The 16,822-nt window shown below is 72.4% G+C and carries 16 protein-coding genes and 1 tRNA gene; 11 read left to right on the forward strand and 6 right to left on the reverse strand.

Features of this window, described 5'->3' with window-relative positions; translation table 11 throughout:
* Window positions 1–72 precede the first annotated feature (72 nt).
* From ACNF49_RS12765 to ACNF49_RS12780, 4 genes are all read left to right on the forward strand, one after another.
* On the forward strand, window positions 73–996 hold the full coding sequence (locus ACNF49_RS12765) for a nucleoside hydrolase (RefSeq protein WP_357972926.1): 924 nt from the start codon (window positions 73–75) through the stop codon (window positions 994–996).
* Window positions 997–1,037: 41 nt separating this feature from the next.
* A tRNA-Lys gene (locus tag ACNF49_RS12770) sits at window positions 1,038–1,114 on the forward strand.
* A gap of 80 nt (window positions 1,115–1,194) precedes the next feature.
* Complete coding sequence (locus tag ACNF49_RS12775; protein WP_482943771.1) at window positions 1,195–2,676, forward strand: hypothetical protein; 1,482 nt, start codon at window positions 1,195–1,197, stop codon at window positions 2,674–2,676.
* Window positions 2,677–2,695: 19 nt separating this feature from the next.
* A complete protein-coding gene (locus ACNF49_RS12780; protein ID WP_482943772.1) occupies window positions 2,696–3,556 on the forward strand; it encodes a helicase-associated domain-containing protein in 861 nt (286 codons plus the stop codon).
* Here the strand turns inward: ACNF49_RS12780 and ybiA are convergent, their stop codons facing one another.
* On the reverse strand, window positions 3,557–4,117 hold the full coding sequence (ybiA, locus tag ACNF49_RS12785) for a riboflavin biosynthesis intermediates N-glycosidase (protein WP_482943773.1): 561 nt from the start codon (window positions 4,115–4,117) through the stop codon (window positions 3,557–3,559). It abuts the gene before it with no gap.
* Window positions 4,118–4,337: 220 nt separating this feature from the next.
* On the opposite strand from ybiA, the gene ACNF49_RS12790 reads away from it, so the two are divergent.
* Window positions 4,338–4,598 carry a hypothetical protein gene (locus ACNF49_RS12790; protein WP_357972917.1) on the forward strand — a complete coding sequence of 87 codons (261 nt, stop codon included), beginning with the start codon at window positions 4,338–4,340 and terminating at the stop codon, window positions 4,596–4,598.
* A 50-nt stretch (window positions 4,599–4,648) separates the two neighbouring features.
* Here ACNF49_RS12790 and ACNF49_RS12795 read toward each other — a convergent pair whose 3' ends face one another.
* On the reverse strand, window positions 4,649–5,497 hold the full coding sequence (locus ACNF49_RS12795) for a DUF4429 domain-containing protein (RefSeq protein WP_482943774.1): 849 nt from the start codon (window positions 5,495–5,497) through the stop codon (window positions 4,649–4,651).
* Between the two features lie 31 nt (window positions 5,498–5,528).
* On the opposite strand from ACNF49_RS12795, the gene ACNF49_RS12800 reads away from it, so the two are divergent.
* Window positions 5,529–6,113: an HD domain-containing protein gene (locus tag ACNF49_RS12800; RefSeq protein WP_357972911.1), complete on the forward strand. Its 585-nt coding sequence runs from the start codon at window positions 5,529–5,531 to the stop codon at window positions 6,111–6,113.
* Here the strand turns inward: ACNF49_RS12800 and ACNF49_RS12805 are convergent.
* Window positions 6,101–6,820 (reverse strand): FadR/GntR family transcriptional regulator, encoded by a 720-nt coding sequence (locus ACNF49_RS12805; protein WP_357972908.1) that lies wholly within the window; start codon window positions 6,818–6,820, stop codon window positions 6,101–6,103. The two genes, ACNF49_RS12800 and ACNF49_RS12805, sit on opposite strands and share 13 nt — an antisense overlap.
* A gap of 138 nt (window positions 6,821–6,958) precedes the next feature.
* Between ACNF49_RS12805 and ACNF49_RS12810 the strand changes: the two genes are divergently transcribed.
* Genes ACNF49_RS12810 through ACNF49_RS12830 form a run of 5 tightly spaced genes read left to right on the forward strand, consistent with a single transcriptional unit; the run spans window position 6,959 to window position 13,364 of the window.
* Window positions 6,959–8,563 carry an ABC transporter substrate-binding protein gene (locus tag ACNF49_RS12810; protein WP_357972905.1) on the forward strand — a complete coding sequence of 535 codons (1,605 nt, stop codon included), beginning with the start codon at window positions 6,959–6,961 and terminating at the stop codon, window positions 8,561–8,563.
* The gene (locus ACNF49_RS12815; protein WP_482943775.1) at window positions 8,560–9,519 is read left to right on the forward strand and encodes an ABC transporter permease; all 960 of its coding nucleotides are present in this window, start codon (window positions 8,560–8,562) and stop codon (window positions 9,517–9,519) included. The genes ACNF49_RS12810 and ACNF49_RS12815 overlap by 4 nt, the downstream gene beginning before the upstream one ends.
* The gene (locus tag ACNF49_RS12820) at window positions 9,519–11,450 is read left to right on the forward strand and encodes a dipeptide/oligopeptide/nickel ABC transporter permease/ATP-binding protein (RefSeq protein ID WP_482943776.1); all 1,932 of its coding nucleotides are present in this window, start codon (window positions 9,519–9,521) and stop codon (window positions 11,448–11,450) included. The genes ACNF49_RS12815 and ACNF49_RS12820 overlap by 1 nt, the downstream gene beginning before the upstream one ends.
* Complete coding sequence (locus ACNF49_RS12825; protein WP_482943777.1) at window positions 11,443–12,435, forward strand: oligopeptide/dipeptide ABC transporter ATP-binding protein; 993 nt, start codon at window positions 11,443–11,445, stop codon at window positions 12,433–12,435. The genes ACNF49_RS12820 and ACNF49_RS12825 overlap by 8 nt, the downstream gene beginning before the upstream one ends.
* Window positions 12,432–13,364, forward strand: a complete 933-nt coding sequence (locus ACNF49_RS12830; protein ID WP_357972894.1) for a dihydrodipicolinate synthase family protein — start codon at window positions 12,432–12,434, stop codon at window positions 13,362–13,364. Before ACNF49_RS12825 ends, ACNF49_RS12830 begins: the two co-directional genes overlap by 4 nt.
* 7 nt (window positions 13,365–13,371) lie before the next feature.
* Here the strand turns inward: ACNF49_RS12830 and ACNF49_RS12835 are convergent, their stop codons facing one another.
* The 3 genes from ACNF49_RS12835 to ACNF49_RS12845 all read right to left on the reverse strand — a co-directional run bounded on the left by ACNF49_RS12835 (window position 13,372) and on the right by ACNF49_RS12845 (window position 16,819).
* Complete coding sequence (locus tag ACNF49_RS12835; protein ID WP_357972891.1) at window positions 13,372–15,036, reverse strand: catalase; 1,665 nt, start codon at window positions 15,034–15,036, stop codon at window positions 13,372–13,374.
* Between the two features lie 86 nt (window positions 15,037–15,122).
* Window positions 15,123–16,067 (reverse strand): sugar kinase, encoded by a 945-nt coding sequence (locus ACNF49_RS12840; RefSeq protein WP_357972888.1) that lies wholly within the window; start codon window positions 16,065–16,067, stop codon window positions 15,123–15,125.
* On the reverse strand, window positions 16,064–16,819 hold the full coding sequence (locus ACNF49_RS12845) for an IclR family transcriptional regulator (protein WP_357972885.1): 756 nt from the start codon (window positions 16,817–16,819) through the stop codon (window positions 16,064–16,066). Before ACNF49_RS12845 ends, ACNF49_RS12840 begins: the two co-directional genes overlap by 4 nt.
* Window positions 16,820–16,822: the final 3 nt, after the last annotated feature.

The raw sequence follows: 16,822 nt of genomic DNA on the forward strand, positions 1-16,822 counted from the left end.
GTCCCGATCCATGCCCGCAGCCGACCCCGGCGCTGTCCCGTCTGCCATCGGTCATGCGTATTGTCCTGTGGTGTGAAGAAAGTTCTCATCGACTGCGACCCCGGCATCGACGACGCGCTCGCCCTGGCCCTCGCCGCCGGCTCCCCCGACCTCGACATCGTGGGCGTCACCACCGTGGGCGGCAACGTCGACCTGGAGCTGACCACCGCGAACGCGCTGGCGCTCAGGGAGTTCCTCGACCTCGGCGACGTGCCGGTCACACCCGGCAGCGCGGGCGCCCTGCTGCACCGCACGGTCCGCGCCGGCCACGTCCACGGCGACACCGGTCTCGGCGACGTCGTCCTGCCCGCCCCCGTGCGCGCCCTGTCCGAGGGCCACGCGGTGGACTTCATCGTGGACGCCCTGCGTGCCGCGCCGGGCGAGATCACGCTGGTCGCGGTGGGCCCGCTGACCAACATCGCGCTCGCCGTACGCCGCGAGCCCCGCGTCGTGGAGTGGGCCCGGGAGCTGGTGATCATGGGTGGCTCGTACACCCGCGGGAACCACAACCCGGCGGCCGAGTTCAACATGCTGGCCGACCCCGAGGCCGCGGCGATCGTCTTCGAGGCCGGCTGGCAGGTACGCCAGCTCGGCCTCGACGTGACCCTGTCCGCCCTGGTCACCGCGGACGTGCTCGACCGCATGCGGCCGCTCGGCCGGCTGTCGGAGCTGCTGGTGCCCGCCGCGCAGTTCTACGGCGTGGTGACGGCCGAGGGCGGCCCGGCCATCCACGACGCCTGCGCGGTGGCGTACGTGCTGGACCCGTCGCTGTTCACCTGCGTGCCGGCCGTGGTGAACGTGGAGACCGCCGGGACGTACACGCGGGGGATGACCGTCACCGACTTCGACCTGCGCGGGCGGCAGGCGAACGCGCTGGTGGCGACGTCCGTGGACGTGAAGGGCTTCTGGGACCTGGTGCTGGAGGCGTACGGGCGGCTGGGGCAGCGGCTCGGCTGATGTGCGGGCACCGTCCGGCGGCTGATACAGTTAAGCCTGTTGCGCCGCTAGCTCAGTTGGTTAGAGCAGCTGACTCTTAATCAGCGGGTCCGGGGTTCGAGTCCCTGGCGGCGCACCACACCGAAGCCGCCTGGTTCACCAGGCGGCTTCGCTGCTTTCCGGGCCCCTCCGTTCCCCGCGGCTTGCGACAATCGGGCGGTGGACGAGACGTTTCTGGGATGGCTGGCGGGGCTGGGGCGCGAGCGGCTGGCCGAGCTGCTGGCGGCGCGGCCCGACGTGTTGCGGCCCGTGCCGCCGCGGCGGCTGGCCGAGCTGGCCGAGCGGCTCGACGCGCCGGAGTCGGTGCACCTGGCGCTGTCCCGGACACCGCTGCCCTGCCTGCTGCTGGTGGAGGCGATCCTGGTGTCGGCCCGCAGCGGCCGGCCGCTGTCCGAGCTGGTGGCCGCCGGCGCCGACCTGCCGGGGCTGATCGACCGGCTCGAACGCGTCGCGCTCGTACGGCGGGGCGAGGGCGGGTCGTTGCACCCGGCCGCCGGGTTGCCCGCGGTGCTGCCGACGCCCCTGAGGCTCGGTCCCGACCTGGCCTCGGTCCTGACGCACGTCACCGTGGCCGAGCTGACCGACGTGCACCGGCGGCTGGGCGGCAGGGGGACGGCCCGCAAGGCCGTGCTGGTCGAGTCGATCACGGCGGCCCTCGCCGACCCCGACCGGCTGGCCCGGCAGGTCGCCCATGCCCCCGCCGGAACCCGTGAGCTGCTGGACGACTTCCTCCAGCGCGGCCCCGGGCGCGTGCTCGACGAGTTCCCGGCACGCGGCCACCGCCGGCAGCGGCCCGCGGCGACCCCGGTGCAATGGGCCGCCGACCACGGCCTGATCTGGAGCGTCGACTGGGAGCGCACCTACGTCATGCCCATGGAGGTCGCGCTCGCGCTGCGCGGACGCGACTACCGGGTCGAGCTTCCGTCCGGGCCGCCCGCGGTCCGGACGCGGCCGGTCGCCGCCGACCTGGTCGCGCACGAGGCGTCCGTGGCCGCCCTGCGCCTGCTGGACCGGGCCGCGGCGCTGCTGCAGGCCGCGGCGGGGGAGCCGTTGCCCGAGCTGAAGGGCGGTGGCGTCGGGGTGAAGGAGGTGCGCCGCCTGGCGAGCCGGCTCGGCTGCGACGAGGACGAGGTCCGCCTGCTGCTGGATCTGACGCACGCCGCCGGGCTGCTGGGCGCCAACCCGGTCACGCAGGTGCGCACGCGGCGGGCGACCGAGACGCGGCGCACCGGCGTCTCACCGACCAAGGGGTTCGACGCCTGGTTGCGGCTCTCGCCCGCCGACCGGTACGTCGCGCTGGTCGAGGCGTGGTGGCGGCTGCCGATCAGCCCCACCCGCCGGTACGACGGCAAGCCGCGCCTCCCCGGCCCCCGCCGGGACCGGGACGCCGTCCAGCGTCATCCGCGAGGTGGTCTTCGGCCTTCTTCCGGGCGCGGCGTCCGTGGTGGACGCGGAGGAGGTGGCGCGGGCCGCGAGCTGGCACCTCCCGCTGGTGCAGCGGGAGAGCTGCCGCGAGGTCGTGCTGGCGGTGCTGGCCGAGTCGAGGCTGCTCGGACTGGTCGGCGCGGACGCCCTCAGCCCGCCCGGCCTGGCACTCCGGGCGACCCTTCCCGCCCTGTCCGTCGGGGAAGGCGCCGGTGAGAAGGCCGCGCCGGGGGGCGTGGACGAAGCCGCGGAGGGGCTGCTGGCGGGGGCCCGGCAGACGGCCTTGTTCGGGACCGACCTGACCGCCGTCGTCACCGGGCCTCCGGCCGCCGCCCTGGCGGAGGTGCTCGACCGGGCCGCCGACCGCGAGCCCGGCGGTTCGTGGCGGTTCGGCCCGTCCTCGGTGCGCCGTGCCCTGGACGCCGGCCACACCGCCGACGGCCTCGTCGCGGCTCTGGCCGAGGTGGCCACCGGCCCGCTGCCGCAGCCGTTGACGTACCTCGTCCACGACGTCGCGCGGCGGCACGGCGAGATCGGCGTGGTCCCCGTGGGCTGCTGCGTGGTCGGCGACGACGAGGCCCTGCTGGCCGAGCTGGCCGCGCATCGCAGGCTGGCCAAGCTGCGTCCGCGCCTGCTGGCGCCCACCGTCCTGGCCAGCGCGCTCGACCCGGCGCAGACCCTGGCCCTGCTCAGGGAGGCCGGCTACGCGCCGGTCGCCCGCGAGGCCGACGGCTCGCTCACCGTGACCGGCCGCACGCCCCGGCGCGCCCCGGCCCGTCCGTCCGGCCGCGAGCGGGCGGTCCTCAGCCCGGAACGCGCCGCCGCCTGGCTGGTCGCCACCGCCGGCGAGCCGCTGCCGAGCCACCACGGCATGCGCGACGTCTTCGCCCGGTACGCCACCGCCCTGCCCCCCAAGGCCCGCGAACGGGTGGCGATGGAGCTGCAGTACCATGGCACCGCCCGGATCGTCCACGACGGTGAGGAGCTCACCGTCAGCGGCCCGGAGGTGCGCGGCGCCGACCTCGACGTGTGGTGCCACGAGCCCGCCGAGTTCCGGCTGCTGGACCTGGCGAAGATCACCAAGGTGCTGACCTGATCAGGCGTCCAGCTCGTCGCGGGCCGCCATCAGGGCGAAACCGAGCAGGTTCAGCCCCCGCCAGGTCGCCGCGGACGCGGCGCGCTCGTCGTCGGCGGCCAGGCCGATGCCCCAGACCCGGTCCAGCGGGCTGGCCTCGACCAGCACGCGCGCGCGGGTGCCTACCAGGAACTCCCGCAGGTCCGGGTGCGCCCCGAACTTGGCGAGGGAGGCCCGGGTGACGATGTCGAGCCGGTGGGCCGCCCACACGGCCTCGTCGAAGCCGCGCACGGTGCGGCCGAGCTTCTTGGCCTCGCCCGGGGTCGCGGCCAGGAGGATCCGGCCGGCGCTGTCGTGGTCGCCGAACAGCCACGCCTTGTGGGCCATCATGTAGTGCTCGGCCGAGGCGAAGGTGTGGCCGCCCTCGGTGAACGTCACCGGCCACCACTGCGACAGGCAGCCGCGGCCAGGGCCGCCGTCGCGGGCCGGGCGGTGGCCCCAGAAGTAGAGGTAGCGCAGCCGGCGGCCGTTCCGCTCCGCCTCGACGGCCTCGTCCACGGTACGGGGAAGCTGGTCGGACACGGCTCAACCGTCCCACAGGGGACGGACGTCAGCCAAGCCGATTAAGGCCGGCGGATCATGGCCTGTTTGGCCGCCGCGAACTCCTCGTCGGTCAGCACCCCGGGACGGTGCAGCTCGGCCAGGCGGCGTCAGCGGGCCGCCGCGCGGATGATTATGATCATGACGGCGGGAAATGATCTAGTTTTCTCCGCCATGACCCCCTGACCCCGAAGGGATGTCCATGTCCAAGCTCACCCGCGCCGCCGCCACCTCCGTCGCGGCCGTCGCCCTGGCCGCGACGTGCACCGCGATGACCGCACCCGCCGCCTCCGCCACCACCTCGGCCGCCTCGGCCGCCGCCTCCACCTGGATCAAGTACGGCGACTACAGCAGTGAGGCCAAGTGCATCGCCAAGGGCAAGGAGCTCAAGGCGAACGGCACCTACCTGTCGTACTTCTGCCAGTACACCGGCTTCTTCACGCTGATGGTGCTGACCCGATAGCCGCCTGACCGGCCGCGGCCCGGAGGCTTGTCCTTCGGGCCGTCCGCCGGTCAGAGCCGGCGGATCATGGCCTGCTTGGCCGCCGCGAACTCCTCGTCGGTCAGCACCCCGGAACGGTGCAGCTCGCCCAGCTCGGCCAGGCGGCGCAGCACCGCGTCGTGGGCGTCGCCGCCGGCGGCCGGCGGCTCCAGCTCCTCGGGCCGCTCGCGCGGCAGCCGGGCCAGCACCGCGGCGCCGACCAGCGCGGTCGCGCCGCCGAAGCGCTGGATGCCCCACGAGACGCAGTGGGGGTCCTTCTGCGGGGACGCGCCGGGCCCGTCGCCCTTGAGCCGGAAGCGGAGGGTGCCGTAGCCGAGGCCGGACTGCGGTTTCCACTCCACGCCCACCAGCTCGGCCAGCGGGAACTCCTGCGACCCCGCCCGTTCCTTCTCCGAGCTGGCGAAACCCGTCCATTCCAGGCGTACGCGCTCGCCGTCGAAGATCGCCGTGCCGTCGCCCGCCGTGGCCGAGACGGGGATGGCAGGGCCGGGAAGGAGATAGTGCTCGCAGGGGCCGCTGGGCGTCTGGTTGATCTCCAGGGTGTCGCGGACCTCGTCGGCGAAGTACTGGGCCGCGCCGGCGCGCTCCTTGGGCACCGCCAGCCGGTACGGGTCGGCGGGGGCGGCCAGCGATCCGGCGACGAGGTCGGACAGGGGGTCGGCGCCGTAACGCAGGCGAAGGCGGAGCTGGCCGCCCTTGCGGCCGGGCTCGAACGCGCACGTCGCGATGGCCTCCAGCGGCACGGCGACCTCGCCGAGCACCTTGCGGAGCTCGTGGACGTCCTTGTCGCCGCCAGGGACGATGCGCAGCATCTCTCCGTTGAACGTCCACGAGCCGTCGGGAACGGCGATCTCGGTCATATTCTCAGCCTAGGACGTCGAGAGGAGCCCGATGAAGATCTTCACGAGCTGGATGTCGTGGGGCCAGGCCGCCGGCCCCCTGGCCGAGGCGCTCCCGTCGCAGGCCGTCACGAGGTTGCGCGAGGCGGTGCGTTTCGCCCGGACGCAGCACGGCGTGCAGCAGCGTCCCACCGGGCGGCCGTACGTGGAGCATCTGCTGGAGGCGCTGGAGGTGGCGGTGGCCGGGGCGCAGGTGCGCGACCCCGACGTGCTGACCGCGATCGTCCTGCACGACGTGCTGGAGGACACCGCGTGCACCGAGCGGGAGCTGGCCCGGCGGTTCGGCGCGGAGGTGACCGGGCTCGTCCGCTGGGTGACCAGGCCCGCCGGGCGCGCGAAGGCCGACCACCTGGCCGCGCTGGCCAAGGCCCCGGCGCAGGCGGTGCTGGTGAAGCTGGCCGACCGGGTGAGCAACGTGCAGGAGTTGCAGCGCCTCCACTGGCGGTTCCAGAAGCGCTACTACCACGAGACCGTCACCCACATCGTGCCGCTGGCCGCGCCCCACCCCTGGTTCGCCGAGTGGTACGAGGAGTGGCGGCGGCCGTGGGCCAGGCGCGTGGCCCGCTACCCGGACTGACCTCCCAGCCGGGCCAGCCGGTTGCGCACGCCGTCGAAGTGCGCGTACACGGCCGACACCGCGGCGGCCCGGTCGCCGGCCAGCACCGCGGCGTAGATGTCGCGGTGCCGCCTGGCCACGTCGCCGGGCGGCTCGTCGGGGGCGCCGAGGTGGTCGCGGAGCTGGTGGTAGACGTCCCAGAACGCGCCGAGGAGCTGGCTGACCAGCGGGTTGCCGAGCGGCCGGTAGAGCAGGTCGTGGAAGAGCCGGTCGGTCTCGGGGGAGACCTCGCCGACCTGCGACTCGTGGTCCATGCGGGCCATGACGTCGGCCACCGGGGCGAGGTCGGCCTCCGGGCCGAGGTCGATCAGCCGCTGGACGAGCCCACTCTCCAGGATCTCGCGGATCTCGATGAGGTGCGCCAGGTGGTTGCGGCCGTTCTGGAGGGTGATGCGGCTGTGGAAGGCCAGCTCGTCCACCAGCCCGGACAGCGACATCCGGCCCACGAACATGCCGAAGCCGTGGCGGATGTCCACGATGCCGACCGCCTGCAGGGCCTTCAGCGCCTCCCGGACGGAGTTGCGGCTGACCTGGAGCTCCTCCATGAGCTCCGACTCCGTGGGCAGCGGGTCACCCGCGACCAGCCCGCGCCTGACGATCAGGTCTTTGACGCCCTCCTGGGCCTCGACGGCCCGGCTGGGACGTGCCGGACGCGGGACTGCGGCCATGAAGCTTCCTTTCATCGTAGGTAACATTCCGGAAATCCTCTGTTGACCTCAAGACGCTCTGGCGTTTAGCGTCCACGTTACGCACAAGATAGGACATGGGATGTCCTACGTTCTACCTGTTCCCCCCAGGAGGCATCCGTGAGCTCTGAGTTCAGCCGCCGTGACTTCCTGCGCTACAGCGGGGCCACGGGTGCGGCGGCGTTCATCGCGGCCACCCTCTCCGCCTGTTCCGGAGGCCCGGCCTCGACCGGCTCGGTCGGCGCCGGATCGAACAAAGACCTGATCACCGCCGTCATCGGCTACGGCAACGACCAGAGCTGGGACCCGACGCAGACCGCGTCGGCGTTCGCGATGGCCGGGATCAGTCACGTCTACGAAGGGCTGCTCGACACCGACCCGGTCACCCGGGAGCCGTACCCGGCCCTGGCGACGGCGCTGCCCGCCGACGCCAACGCCACGTCGTGGACGTTCGCCCTGCGCGAGGGCGCCAAGTGGCACGACGGGCAGCCGGTCACCGCCGACGACGTGGTCTTCACCTTCGAGCGCATCCTCGGCCCCGACAACGTGCTGACCGGCAACTTCTTCAAGCCGTGGCTCCAGGAGGTGAAGAAGGTGGACGACCGGACCGTGGAACTGGTCCTGAAGTTCCCCTTCCCCGACGCGGCGCCCCGGCTGACCATCGCCAAGATCATGCCGAAGCACGTGTTCAGCCAGGCGGGCGCGTGGGACAAGGCCAAGAGCGGCATGGCGGTCGGCTCCGGGCCGTACAAGCAGGCGGCGCACAACCCCAAATCCAACACCTCCTTCGAGGCGTTCGACGCCTACAACGGCCCCCGCCCGGCCACCGTCAAGAAGATGAACTGGCTGACCATCGTGGACGCCTCCGCCCGGGTGGCCAAGATCTCCGGCGGCTCGGCCGAGGCGCAGATCGCCGACAACATCCCGTACGCCAACGTCGACCAGCTCAAGCAGCAGGGCCTCACGGTCGAGGGCGGCAAGGGCATGAACCACATGTTCCTGATGTTCAACACCGCCGCCAAACCCTTCGACGACGTACGCGTCCGCCAGGCGCTGCACTACGCCATCGACAAGCAGAAGATGATCGACGTGGCGCTCAAGGGCCACGGCACGGCCTCCAGCTCCTTCCTCAACGAGGGCCACCCCGACCACCGGCGCGCCTCGGTCGTCTACGACTACGACCCCGACAAGGCCAAGGCGCTGCTGAAGGAGGCGGGCGTGACGAACCTGACGGTCAACCTCATGGCCGTCAACGTGAGCTGGATCGTCGACTGCCTGCCCACCATCGCCGCCTCCTGGGAGGCCGTCGGGATCAAGACCACGCTGGAGCCGCAGGACACGGCCGCGCTGTTCACCAAGATGGACCAGTTCCAGGACTACCAGGTGGTCGCGGCGGCCTCGAACCCCAACCAGTTCGGCATGGACGCCGACCTGATCCTGCACTACAACTACGTGCCCGGCGGCCTGTGGATGAAGTACAGCCACTGGGACGGCAGCAAGGACGCCGAGAAGCTGTTCGCCATGATGGACGCGGCCGGCAAGGAGACGGACAAGGCCAAGAAGAGCGAGCAGATCCACAAATATCTGGACCTGGTCGCCGAGCAGGCCGTGCTCTACCCCGTCGTCCACAACGAGCTGATGACCGCCTGGGACCCGAAGAAGCTCTCCGGCATCCGCGCCCAGCCGTACCCCGGCATCAACCTGCTGCAGGCCAAGAGGACATGACGCTCGTACTCAGGATGCTGCTGCGGCGGCTCCTCATCCTGATCCCGCTGGTCCTGGGCGTGGTCGCGTTCGTGTTCATCGTGATGCGCTTCTCGGGCGTCAAGCCCGAGTACGCCTACTTCCAGGGCGCGAACCCCACCGCGGAGCAGATCCACCGCTTCCAGGAGGAGAACGGCCTGCTGGACCCGCTGCCGTTGCGGTACGTGCGCTTCGTCGCCGACCTCGCCCAGGGCGACATGGGCACCAGCGTGCTCACCAAGAAGCCGGTCGTCGAGTCGGTGACCACCGCGCTGCCGCTGACCCTGCAGCTCACGTTCCTCGGCCTGGCCGTGGCGGTCGTGCTCTCGCTGGTGTTCGGCGTGACCGCGGCGCTGTTCCGCGACCGCTGGCCCGACCAGGCGATCCGGGTCGTGTCGCTGGTCGGCGTGGCGGCCCCGGCGTTCTGGCTGGCGCTGCTGATGATCCAGTGGCTGGCGGTCGGCGAAGGGCTGTTCCCGACCGGCGGCTACATCAATCCCGCCGACTCCCTCACCGGCTGGCTGCAGTCGATGACGCTGCCCGCGCTGTCGTTGTCGCTGCCGATCGCCGCCCAGCTCACCCGCATCATCCGCACGTCGATGGTCGAGGAACTGGACCGGGACTACGTGCGCACCGCGATCGGCAGCGGCCTGCCGATGATCGTCGTGGTCGGCCGCAACGTGCTGCGCAACGCGCTCATCAACCCGCTGACCGTGCTCGGCCTGCGCATCGGCTACCTGATCGGCGGCACGGTGGTCATCGAGACGATCTACGGCCTGCCCGGCATGGGCCAGCTCATGATCAACGCGGTGCGCGACGGCGACCCGGCCGTGGTGCAGGGCGTCGTGCTCACCATCGCGATCGGCTTCATGGTGGTCAACCTGGTCGTCGACATCCTCTACCTGCTGGTCAACCCCCGCCTGAGGAGTGCCGCCTGATGAGAAGCGGACTCACCGAACGCCTGTCCAGGCCCGGCGTCGCCTTCCGTCGCCTTCCGGCGGCGTCGTGGCCGGCGGTCGGCGTCGTCGTCCTGGTCGTGCTGGCCGCCCTGTTCGCGCCGCTGATCGCGCCGCACTCGCCGTACTTCCAGGAGGCCGCCGGCGGCGGCCCGTCGGCCGCGCACTGGATGGGCCTCGACAGCGCCAACCGCGACATCCTGTCCAGGCTCCTGTACGGCGCCCGCTGGTCGCTGATCATCGGCCTCGGCGCCACCGGCCTCGCCCTGGTCGCCGGGGCGGTCGTCGGCGCGGTCGCGGCCACCTCGCGCCGGGTCGTGGACGAGACCGTCATGCGCGTGCTCGACGTGATCATGGCCTTCCCCGGCATCGCGCTGGCCGCCGTGCTGGTCGCGGTGTTCGGCGGCAGCATCCCGGTGCTGGTCATGGCCATGGCCTTCCTCTACATGCCGTCCGTGGCCAGGGTCGTGCGGGCCAACGTGATCGCCCAGTACGGCGAGGACTACGTGGCGGCCGAGCGCGTCATCGGCGCGCGCACGCCGTACATCGTGCTCAGGCACGTCGCGGTCAACTGCGCGGCGCCGGTACTGGTGTTCTGCACGGTGATGGTGGCCGACGCGATCGTGTTCGAGGCGTCGTTGTCGTTCATCGGCGCCGGCGTACGCCCGCCCAACCCGTCGTGGGGCAGCGTCATCGCCGACGGCAAGAACCTGGTGCTGCTCGGCGGCTGGTGGGCCACGGTCTTCCCCGGCCTGCTGATCCTGATCACCGTACTGGCCCTGAACATCCTGTCCGAGGGCATCTCCGACGCCTGGGCCGCCCCGGTACGCAGGGCCGCCCCCAAGAAGGAAGACGCCTACGAGCAGGCCGCCCCCGGCACCGGCCAGGTCGTCGAGCTGCCCGGCCTGGCCGAGGCCGCCCGCCGGCTGGCCGGACGCGCCCGCCCGCTGCCCGAAGGACAGCCGATCCTCAGCGTCGAACGCCTGAGGATCGGCTTCGACCCCGGCGTGGACATCGTGGACGGCGTCGGCTTCGAGGTGTGGCCCGGCGAGGTCGTCGGCCTGGTGGGGGAGTCCGGCTGCGGCAAGTCGCTGACCGCCCTGACCGTCATGGGCCTGCAACCGCGCCAGGCCCGGGTCGGCGGTCACGTGCGCTTCGACCAGAAGGAGCTGCTGGCGCTGCCGCGCCGGGCCCGCCGCCGCCTGCTCGGCCACGAGATGGCGATGATCTACCAGGACGCGCTGTCCTCGCTCAACCCGGCCATGACCATCAGGGCCCAGCTCAGGCAGCTCACCCGCAGGGGCGGCCGGCGTACCCCGGCCGAGCTGCTCGAACTCGTCGGCCTCGACGCCCGCCGCACCCTGTCCGCCTACCCGCACGAGCTGTCGGGCGGCCAGCGGCAGCGGGTGCTGATCGCGATGGCGCTCTCGCGCGACCCCAAGCTCATCGTCGCCGACGAGCCGACGACCGCGCTCGACGTGACCGTCCAGGCGCAGGTCATCGAGCTGCTGTTGCGGCTGCGCGAGGAGCTGGGGTTCGCGCTGATCCTGGTCTCGCACGACCTGGCCCTGGTCGCCGACGTCACCGACCGCGTCGTCGTCATGTACGGCGGCCAGATCGTCGAGACCGGCGCCACCGCCGCCCTGGTCGGCGAGCCCGCCCACCACTACGCGCGGGGGCTGCTCGGCTCGGTGTTGTCGCTGGAGTCGGGGGCCGAGCGGCTGACGCAGATCCCCGGCGTGGTGCCCGCGCCCGCCGACTTCCCGGCCGGGTGCAGGTTCGCCGACCGGTGCCCGATGGCCACCGGCGTGTGCCGTACGCAGACCCCGGTGCTGGCCGGAGAGGCCAGGCGGCACGCGGTGGCCTGCCACCACCCGGCGGTCGAACTCGCAGGGAGTGAGACACGTGCTTGAGCTGAACGACGTGCACGTCGTGCACAAGGCCCGCTCGGGAGGGCTGTTCGCGCGGGACCGCGTGCACGCCCTGACCGCCGCCTCGCTGACCGTCGCGCCCGGCGAGACCGTCGGGATCGTGGGGGAGTCGGGCTGCGGGAAGTCCACGCTGGCCAAGGTGCTGGTCGGGTTGCAGCGGCCGACCTCGGGAACCGTGCGCCTGAACGGCCGCGACCTGTGGACGCTGAAGCAGGACGAGCGGCGCACGCTCGTCGGCGGCGGCGTCGGACTGATCTTCCAGGACCCGTCCACGGCGCTCAACCGGCGGCTGCCGGTCGGCCGGATCCTGCGCGACCCGCTCGACGTGCACCGCCGGGGCACCCCCGGCGAGCGCGAGGCCCGCGTGCGCGAGCTGCTGGACCTGGTCGGCCTGCCCGCCGGAGTGGCCGGCGCGCTGCCCGGCCAGCTCTCCGGCGGGCAGCGGCAGCGGGTGGCCGTGGCCAGGGCGCTCGCGCTCGAACCTCGGCTGGTCGTCGCCGACGAGCCCACCAGCGCCCTGGACGTGTCGGTCCGCGCCCAGATCCTCAACCTGCTGCTCGACCTCAAGGACCGGCTCGGGCTGGCGATGGTGTTCATCTCGCACGACATCCAGACCGTGCGCCGGATGAGCGACCGCGTGGTCACCATGTACCTGGGCAGGATCGTCGAGCAGACGCCCGCGCGGTCGGTGCCGGGGCGGGCCAGGCATCCGTACACGCGGGCGCTGTTCTCGGCCACCCCCGGGCTGATCTCGCCCATCACCCCGATCCCGCTGGTGGGCGCGGTGCCGTCGGCCACCAGGCCGCCGAGCGGCTGCCCGTTCCGCACCCGGTGCTGGCGGGCCGACGACCTGTGCGCGGCCGAGATGCCCGCCGCCACGCGGGCCGGGGACGACCACCTCTTCCACTGCCACCACCCGGTGGCGGCCGGAGCCACCGACCTAGAGCTGATCCAGGAGCACTCATGACAGATCCCGATGTCGCCGGGTCCGCGACGGTGACCGGCGTGATCCCCCCGGTCTGCACCCCGTTCACCCCCGGCCACGAGGTGGACGCCGCCTCCCTGACCCGGCTGGTGGACCACCTGCTGGCGGGCGGGGTGGACGCGCTGTTCGTGCTCGGCTCCTCCTCGGAGGTGGCCTACCTGACCGACGCGCAGCGGCGGGTGGTGCTGGACACGGTCGTCGGGCACGTGGGCGGCCAGGTGCCGGTGCTGGCCGGGGTGATCGACATGACCACGCCGCGGGTGCTCGAACACGCCCGCGTCGCGGCGGCGGCGGGGGCGTCCGGGCTGGTGGCGACCGCGCCGTTCTACACGCGCACCCATCCCGAGGAGATCCGCACCCACTTCCGGACGATCGCCGCCCGCGCCGGCCTGCCGGTCTACGCCTACGACCTGCCGGTCAGCGTGCACACCAAGCTGAGCGCGGACCTGCTGCTCGACCTGGCCGCCGAGGGCGCGCTCGCCGGGGTCAAGGACTCCAGCGGCGACGACGGCGGGCTGCGCCAGGTCATCATGGGCCGCCGGGCGCCGTTCAGCGTGCTCACCGGGTCGGAGGTGACCGTGGACTCCGCGCTGTGGATGGGCGCCGACGGCGTGGTGCCCGGCCTCGGCAACGTGGACCCCCACGGGTACGCCGAGCTGTACCGGGCCGCCACCCGCGGCGACTGGGAGGCGGCCAGGGCCGAGCAGGAACGCCTGGTCAGGCTGTTCGAGATCGTCCGGGTCGGTGCGGGCCGCATGGGCGGCAGCTCGGCGGGGCTGGGCGCGTTCAAGGCCGCCCTGCATCTGCGGGGCGTCATCGACTGCCCGCTCACCGCGCTGCCGCAGATCCCGCTGAACGACGACGAGACCGGCCGGGTCGGCAAGCTGCTGGCCGCCGCCGGGCTGCTGTAGCCGCCGCTCAGAGGCCGTCGGCGTGGGCGGCCCGCTCGTTCGGCACGCAGTGGGTCATCTTCAGCCCCTCCACGTCGCGCGGTCCGTTGCGCCCGAGCTTGACCAGGCGCTCCCGGTCCTCGTCGGTGAGGTCCTGGCTCGCCAGCGGCTCCAGCCGGGCGACGTCGTCCGGGGTGATGCCCAGGCCCTCGCCGACGCGCAGGCCCAGGTCGTCCTCCACGAGCAGGAAGTGCCAGACCATGCGCTCCTGGATGCGCCGGTCGCACTGGCTGAGCGCGTCGACGAAGTTGCGCACCAGGTCGTCGCGCTCCCACTGCTCCATGAGCAGGTAGCGCTGGCCGGCCTGCTTGTAGTCGTTGGTCCGCGGGATGCGCCTGCGCATGAGCCGGCCGTTGATGACCGGGCCCTCCTCGTCCAGGGTCGGGTACTCGGCCTCGCGCAGGCCGCCGCGCAGCGAGGGCTCGTAGTTGATGTGCGGGTCCTCGCCGCCGGTGTCGACGAAGTACGCCATCTGGCCGTCGCGCTGGTTGGTCCTGATGGGCGCATTCCTGGCCTGGTTGACCGGGAGTTGCAGGTAGTTCGGGCCGACCCGGTAGCGCTGGGTGTCGCTGTAGGAGAACGTCCGGCCGACCAGCATCTTGTCGTCGGAGAAGTCGAGGCCGTCCACCAGGACGCCGGTGCCGAAGGCGGCCTGCTCGTTCTCGGCGAACTGGTTCTCGACGTTGCGGTTGAGGACCAGGCGGCCGACCGGCCTGGCCGGGAACTCGTTCTCCGGCCACACCTTGGTGTCGTCGAGCGGGTCGAAGTCCAGCTCGGGGTGCTCTTCGTCGCTCATGAGCTGGACCAGCAGCTCCCACTCGGGGTGGTCGCCGCGCTCGATGGCGTCGTGCAGGTCCTTCGTGGCGTGCCCGAGGTCGCCCGCCTGGACGACCGCCGCGTCCGCCGCGGTCATGCTGCGCACGCCCTGCTTGGGCATCCAGTGGTACTTGACCAGGAACGTCTCGCCCTGCTGGTTGACCCACTTGTAGGTGTTCACGCCGAATCCCTGCATGTGCCGGTAGTCGGCGGGGATGCCGCGCGGGCTGAACAGGTTGACCAGCATGTGCATCGACTCGGGGGTCTGGGACATGAAGTCGAAGATGCGGTTCGGGTCCTGCCGGAAGGTCACCGGGTCGGGCTTGAGCGCGTGGATGACGTCGGGGAACTTGATGGCGTCCCTGATGAAGAAGACGGCCAGGTTGTTGCCCACCAGGTCCCAGTTGCCGTCCTCGGTGTAGAACTTGATCGCGAAGCCGCGCGGGTCGCGGGCGGTCTCGGCGGAGTCGCGGCCGCCGATCACGGTGGAGAAGCGCAGCGCCACGTCGGTGCGCTTGCCGGCCTCCTGGAACAGTTTGGCCCTGGTGTAGCGGCTGACCGGCTCGTCGCCGATCTTGCCGTACGCCTCGAAGTAGCCGTAGCTCAGCGCGCCCCTGGCGTGCACCACCCGTTCGGGGATGCGTTCGCGGTCGAAGTGACTGATCTTCTCCAGGAACTGGTAGTTCTCCAGCGTCGCCGGTCCGCGCGGGCCGACCGTCCGCTGGTTCTGGTTGTCGTAGACGGGATGCCCTTGTCGGTTGGTGAGCACCTCGCGCTCGTCGTTCGACTGCGGACCCTTGCTGGAGACGTCTGTCATCGCACTGTTTCCTCTCCCCGGACGAGATCTTCCCCGGCTGCCCTCAAGAACGGGTCGAAAACGGGCAAAACCTCGTCCTGGGGCGGCTACCTGCTCACGCCGTCGGCGCCCCGGCCGAGCAGGCCCAGGTCGGAGCGGCGGGGCAGGCTCTCCCAGTCGCCCTGCGAGGTCACCGCGAACGCCCCCGCCGCGCAGGCGGTGTCCAGCCGCCGTTCCGGGTCCGCCCCGGCCAGCCAGTCGGCCAGCCACCCGGCCGCGAACGCGTCCCCGGCCCCCACGGGGTCCACCTCGGTCACCCGGTACGGCCGCGCCCGGCGCAGCACTCCGCCGGACAGCTCCAGCGCGCCCGCCGACCCCGACTTGACCAGCACGTACGAGGGCCCGAGCGAGGCGAGCGCCTTGGCCAGCTCGGCCGGGTCGTCGACGTCGGCGACCAGGCGGCCCTCCGGCACGGTCGCGAACAGCACGTCCACGCCGCCGACCGTCTCCCGCAGCCAGGCGCCCGCCTCCTGCGCCGTCCACAGGGCCCGGCGGTAGTTGACGTCCAGCGAGACGAGCACGCCGGCCGCCCGCGCCGCGGCGATCGCGTGCGCCACGGTCTCCCGGGCCGACGCCGACAGCGCCGGGGTGATCGCGGAGACGTGCAGCACCCTGGCCGAGGCGATCAGCGCCGGATCGAGGTCGGCCGGCCGCAGCCGGGACCCGGCGCTGTCCTTGCGGTAGTACCGCACGTCCACGAGGTCGGCCGTGCGCCTGCCCTTGATCATCAGCCCGGTGGGGGCGTCCGGGTCGGTGACCGCGCGCACGTCCACGCCCTCGCCGGTGAGCGTGGCCCGGATCAGGTCGCCGAACTCGTCGTCGCCCACCCGCCCGGCCCACGTCGCCCGGTGGCCGAGCCGGGCCACGCCGATCGCCACGTTCGACTCGGCGCCGCCGAGGCCCAGGTCGAAGTCGCGGGCGAAGCGCAGCGGCCCGGTGCGCCGGGCGGCGAACAGCGCCATGGTCTCGCCGAAGGTCACCAGTTCGGTCATGTGGTCGGCCTGCCCAGCTTTCTGGAGATCCGCGACGCCGCCCCGGCCACCAGCGGCCCGAGCTCCCGCACCCGCGCGGCGGTGATCCGCGAGGTGAGCCCGGAGACCGAGACGGCGGCGACGACGGCGTCGTTGTGGTTGAAGATCGGCGCGGCGACGCAGCGCACCTCGGGCTCGTTCTCGCGGTCGTCCACCGCGTAGCCGCGCCGCCGGATGTGGGTCAGTTCGGCACGCAGCCGGTCGGCGTCGGTGATGGTGTGCTTGGTGATCGGGTCGAGTGCCAGCCCGGCCAGCGCCTCCTCCGGCTGCCAGGCCAGGATCGCCTTGCCGACCGCCGTGGCGTGCACCGGGCCGCGGCTGCCGATGCGCGAGGCCATGCGCACGTTCGTCTCGTTCTCCACCTTGTCGATGTAGACGACGTGCGGGTGGTCGTAGACGACCAGGTGCACGGTCTCGCGCACCTCGCTCATCAGCCGGTGCGACTCCTCGGCGGCGACCGCGCGCAGGTCCAGCGTGGCCAGGTACGCCTGCCCGAGCTGGAGGGTGCCGTGCCCCAGCCGGTACGCCCCGGTCCTGCGGTCGCGTTCGAGCAGCCTGGCCTCCACGAGCGGGACGGTCAGCCGCAGCACCGTGCTCTTGGACAGGCCCACGCCCTCGGCGAGCTGGGTGAGCGACAGGCCGGTGTGGCCGCGTACGTGGTCCAGGACGGCCAGAGCGCGCCGGAGCGAGGCGGACTGGTTGCGTTCGGGCACGCA

The organism is Actinomadura sp. ATCC 39365 (assembly GCF_054392275.1).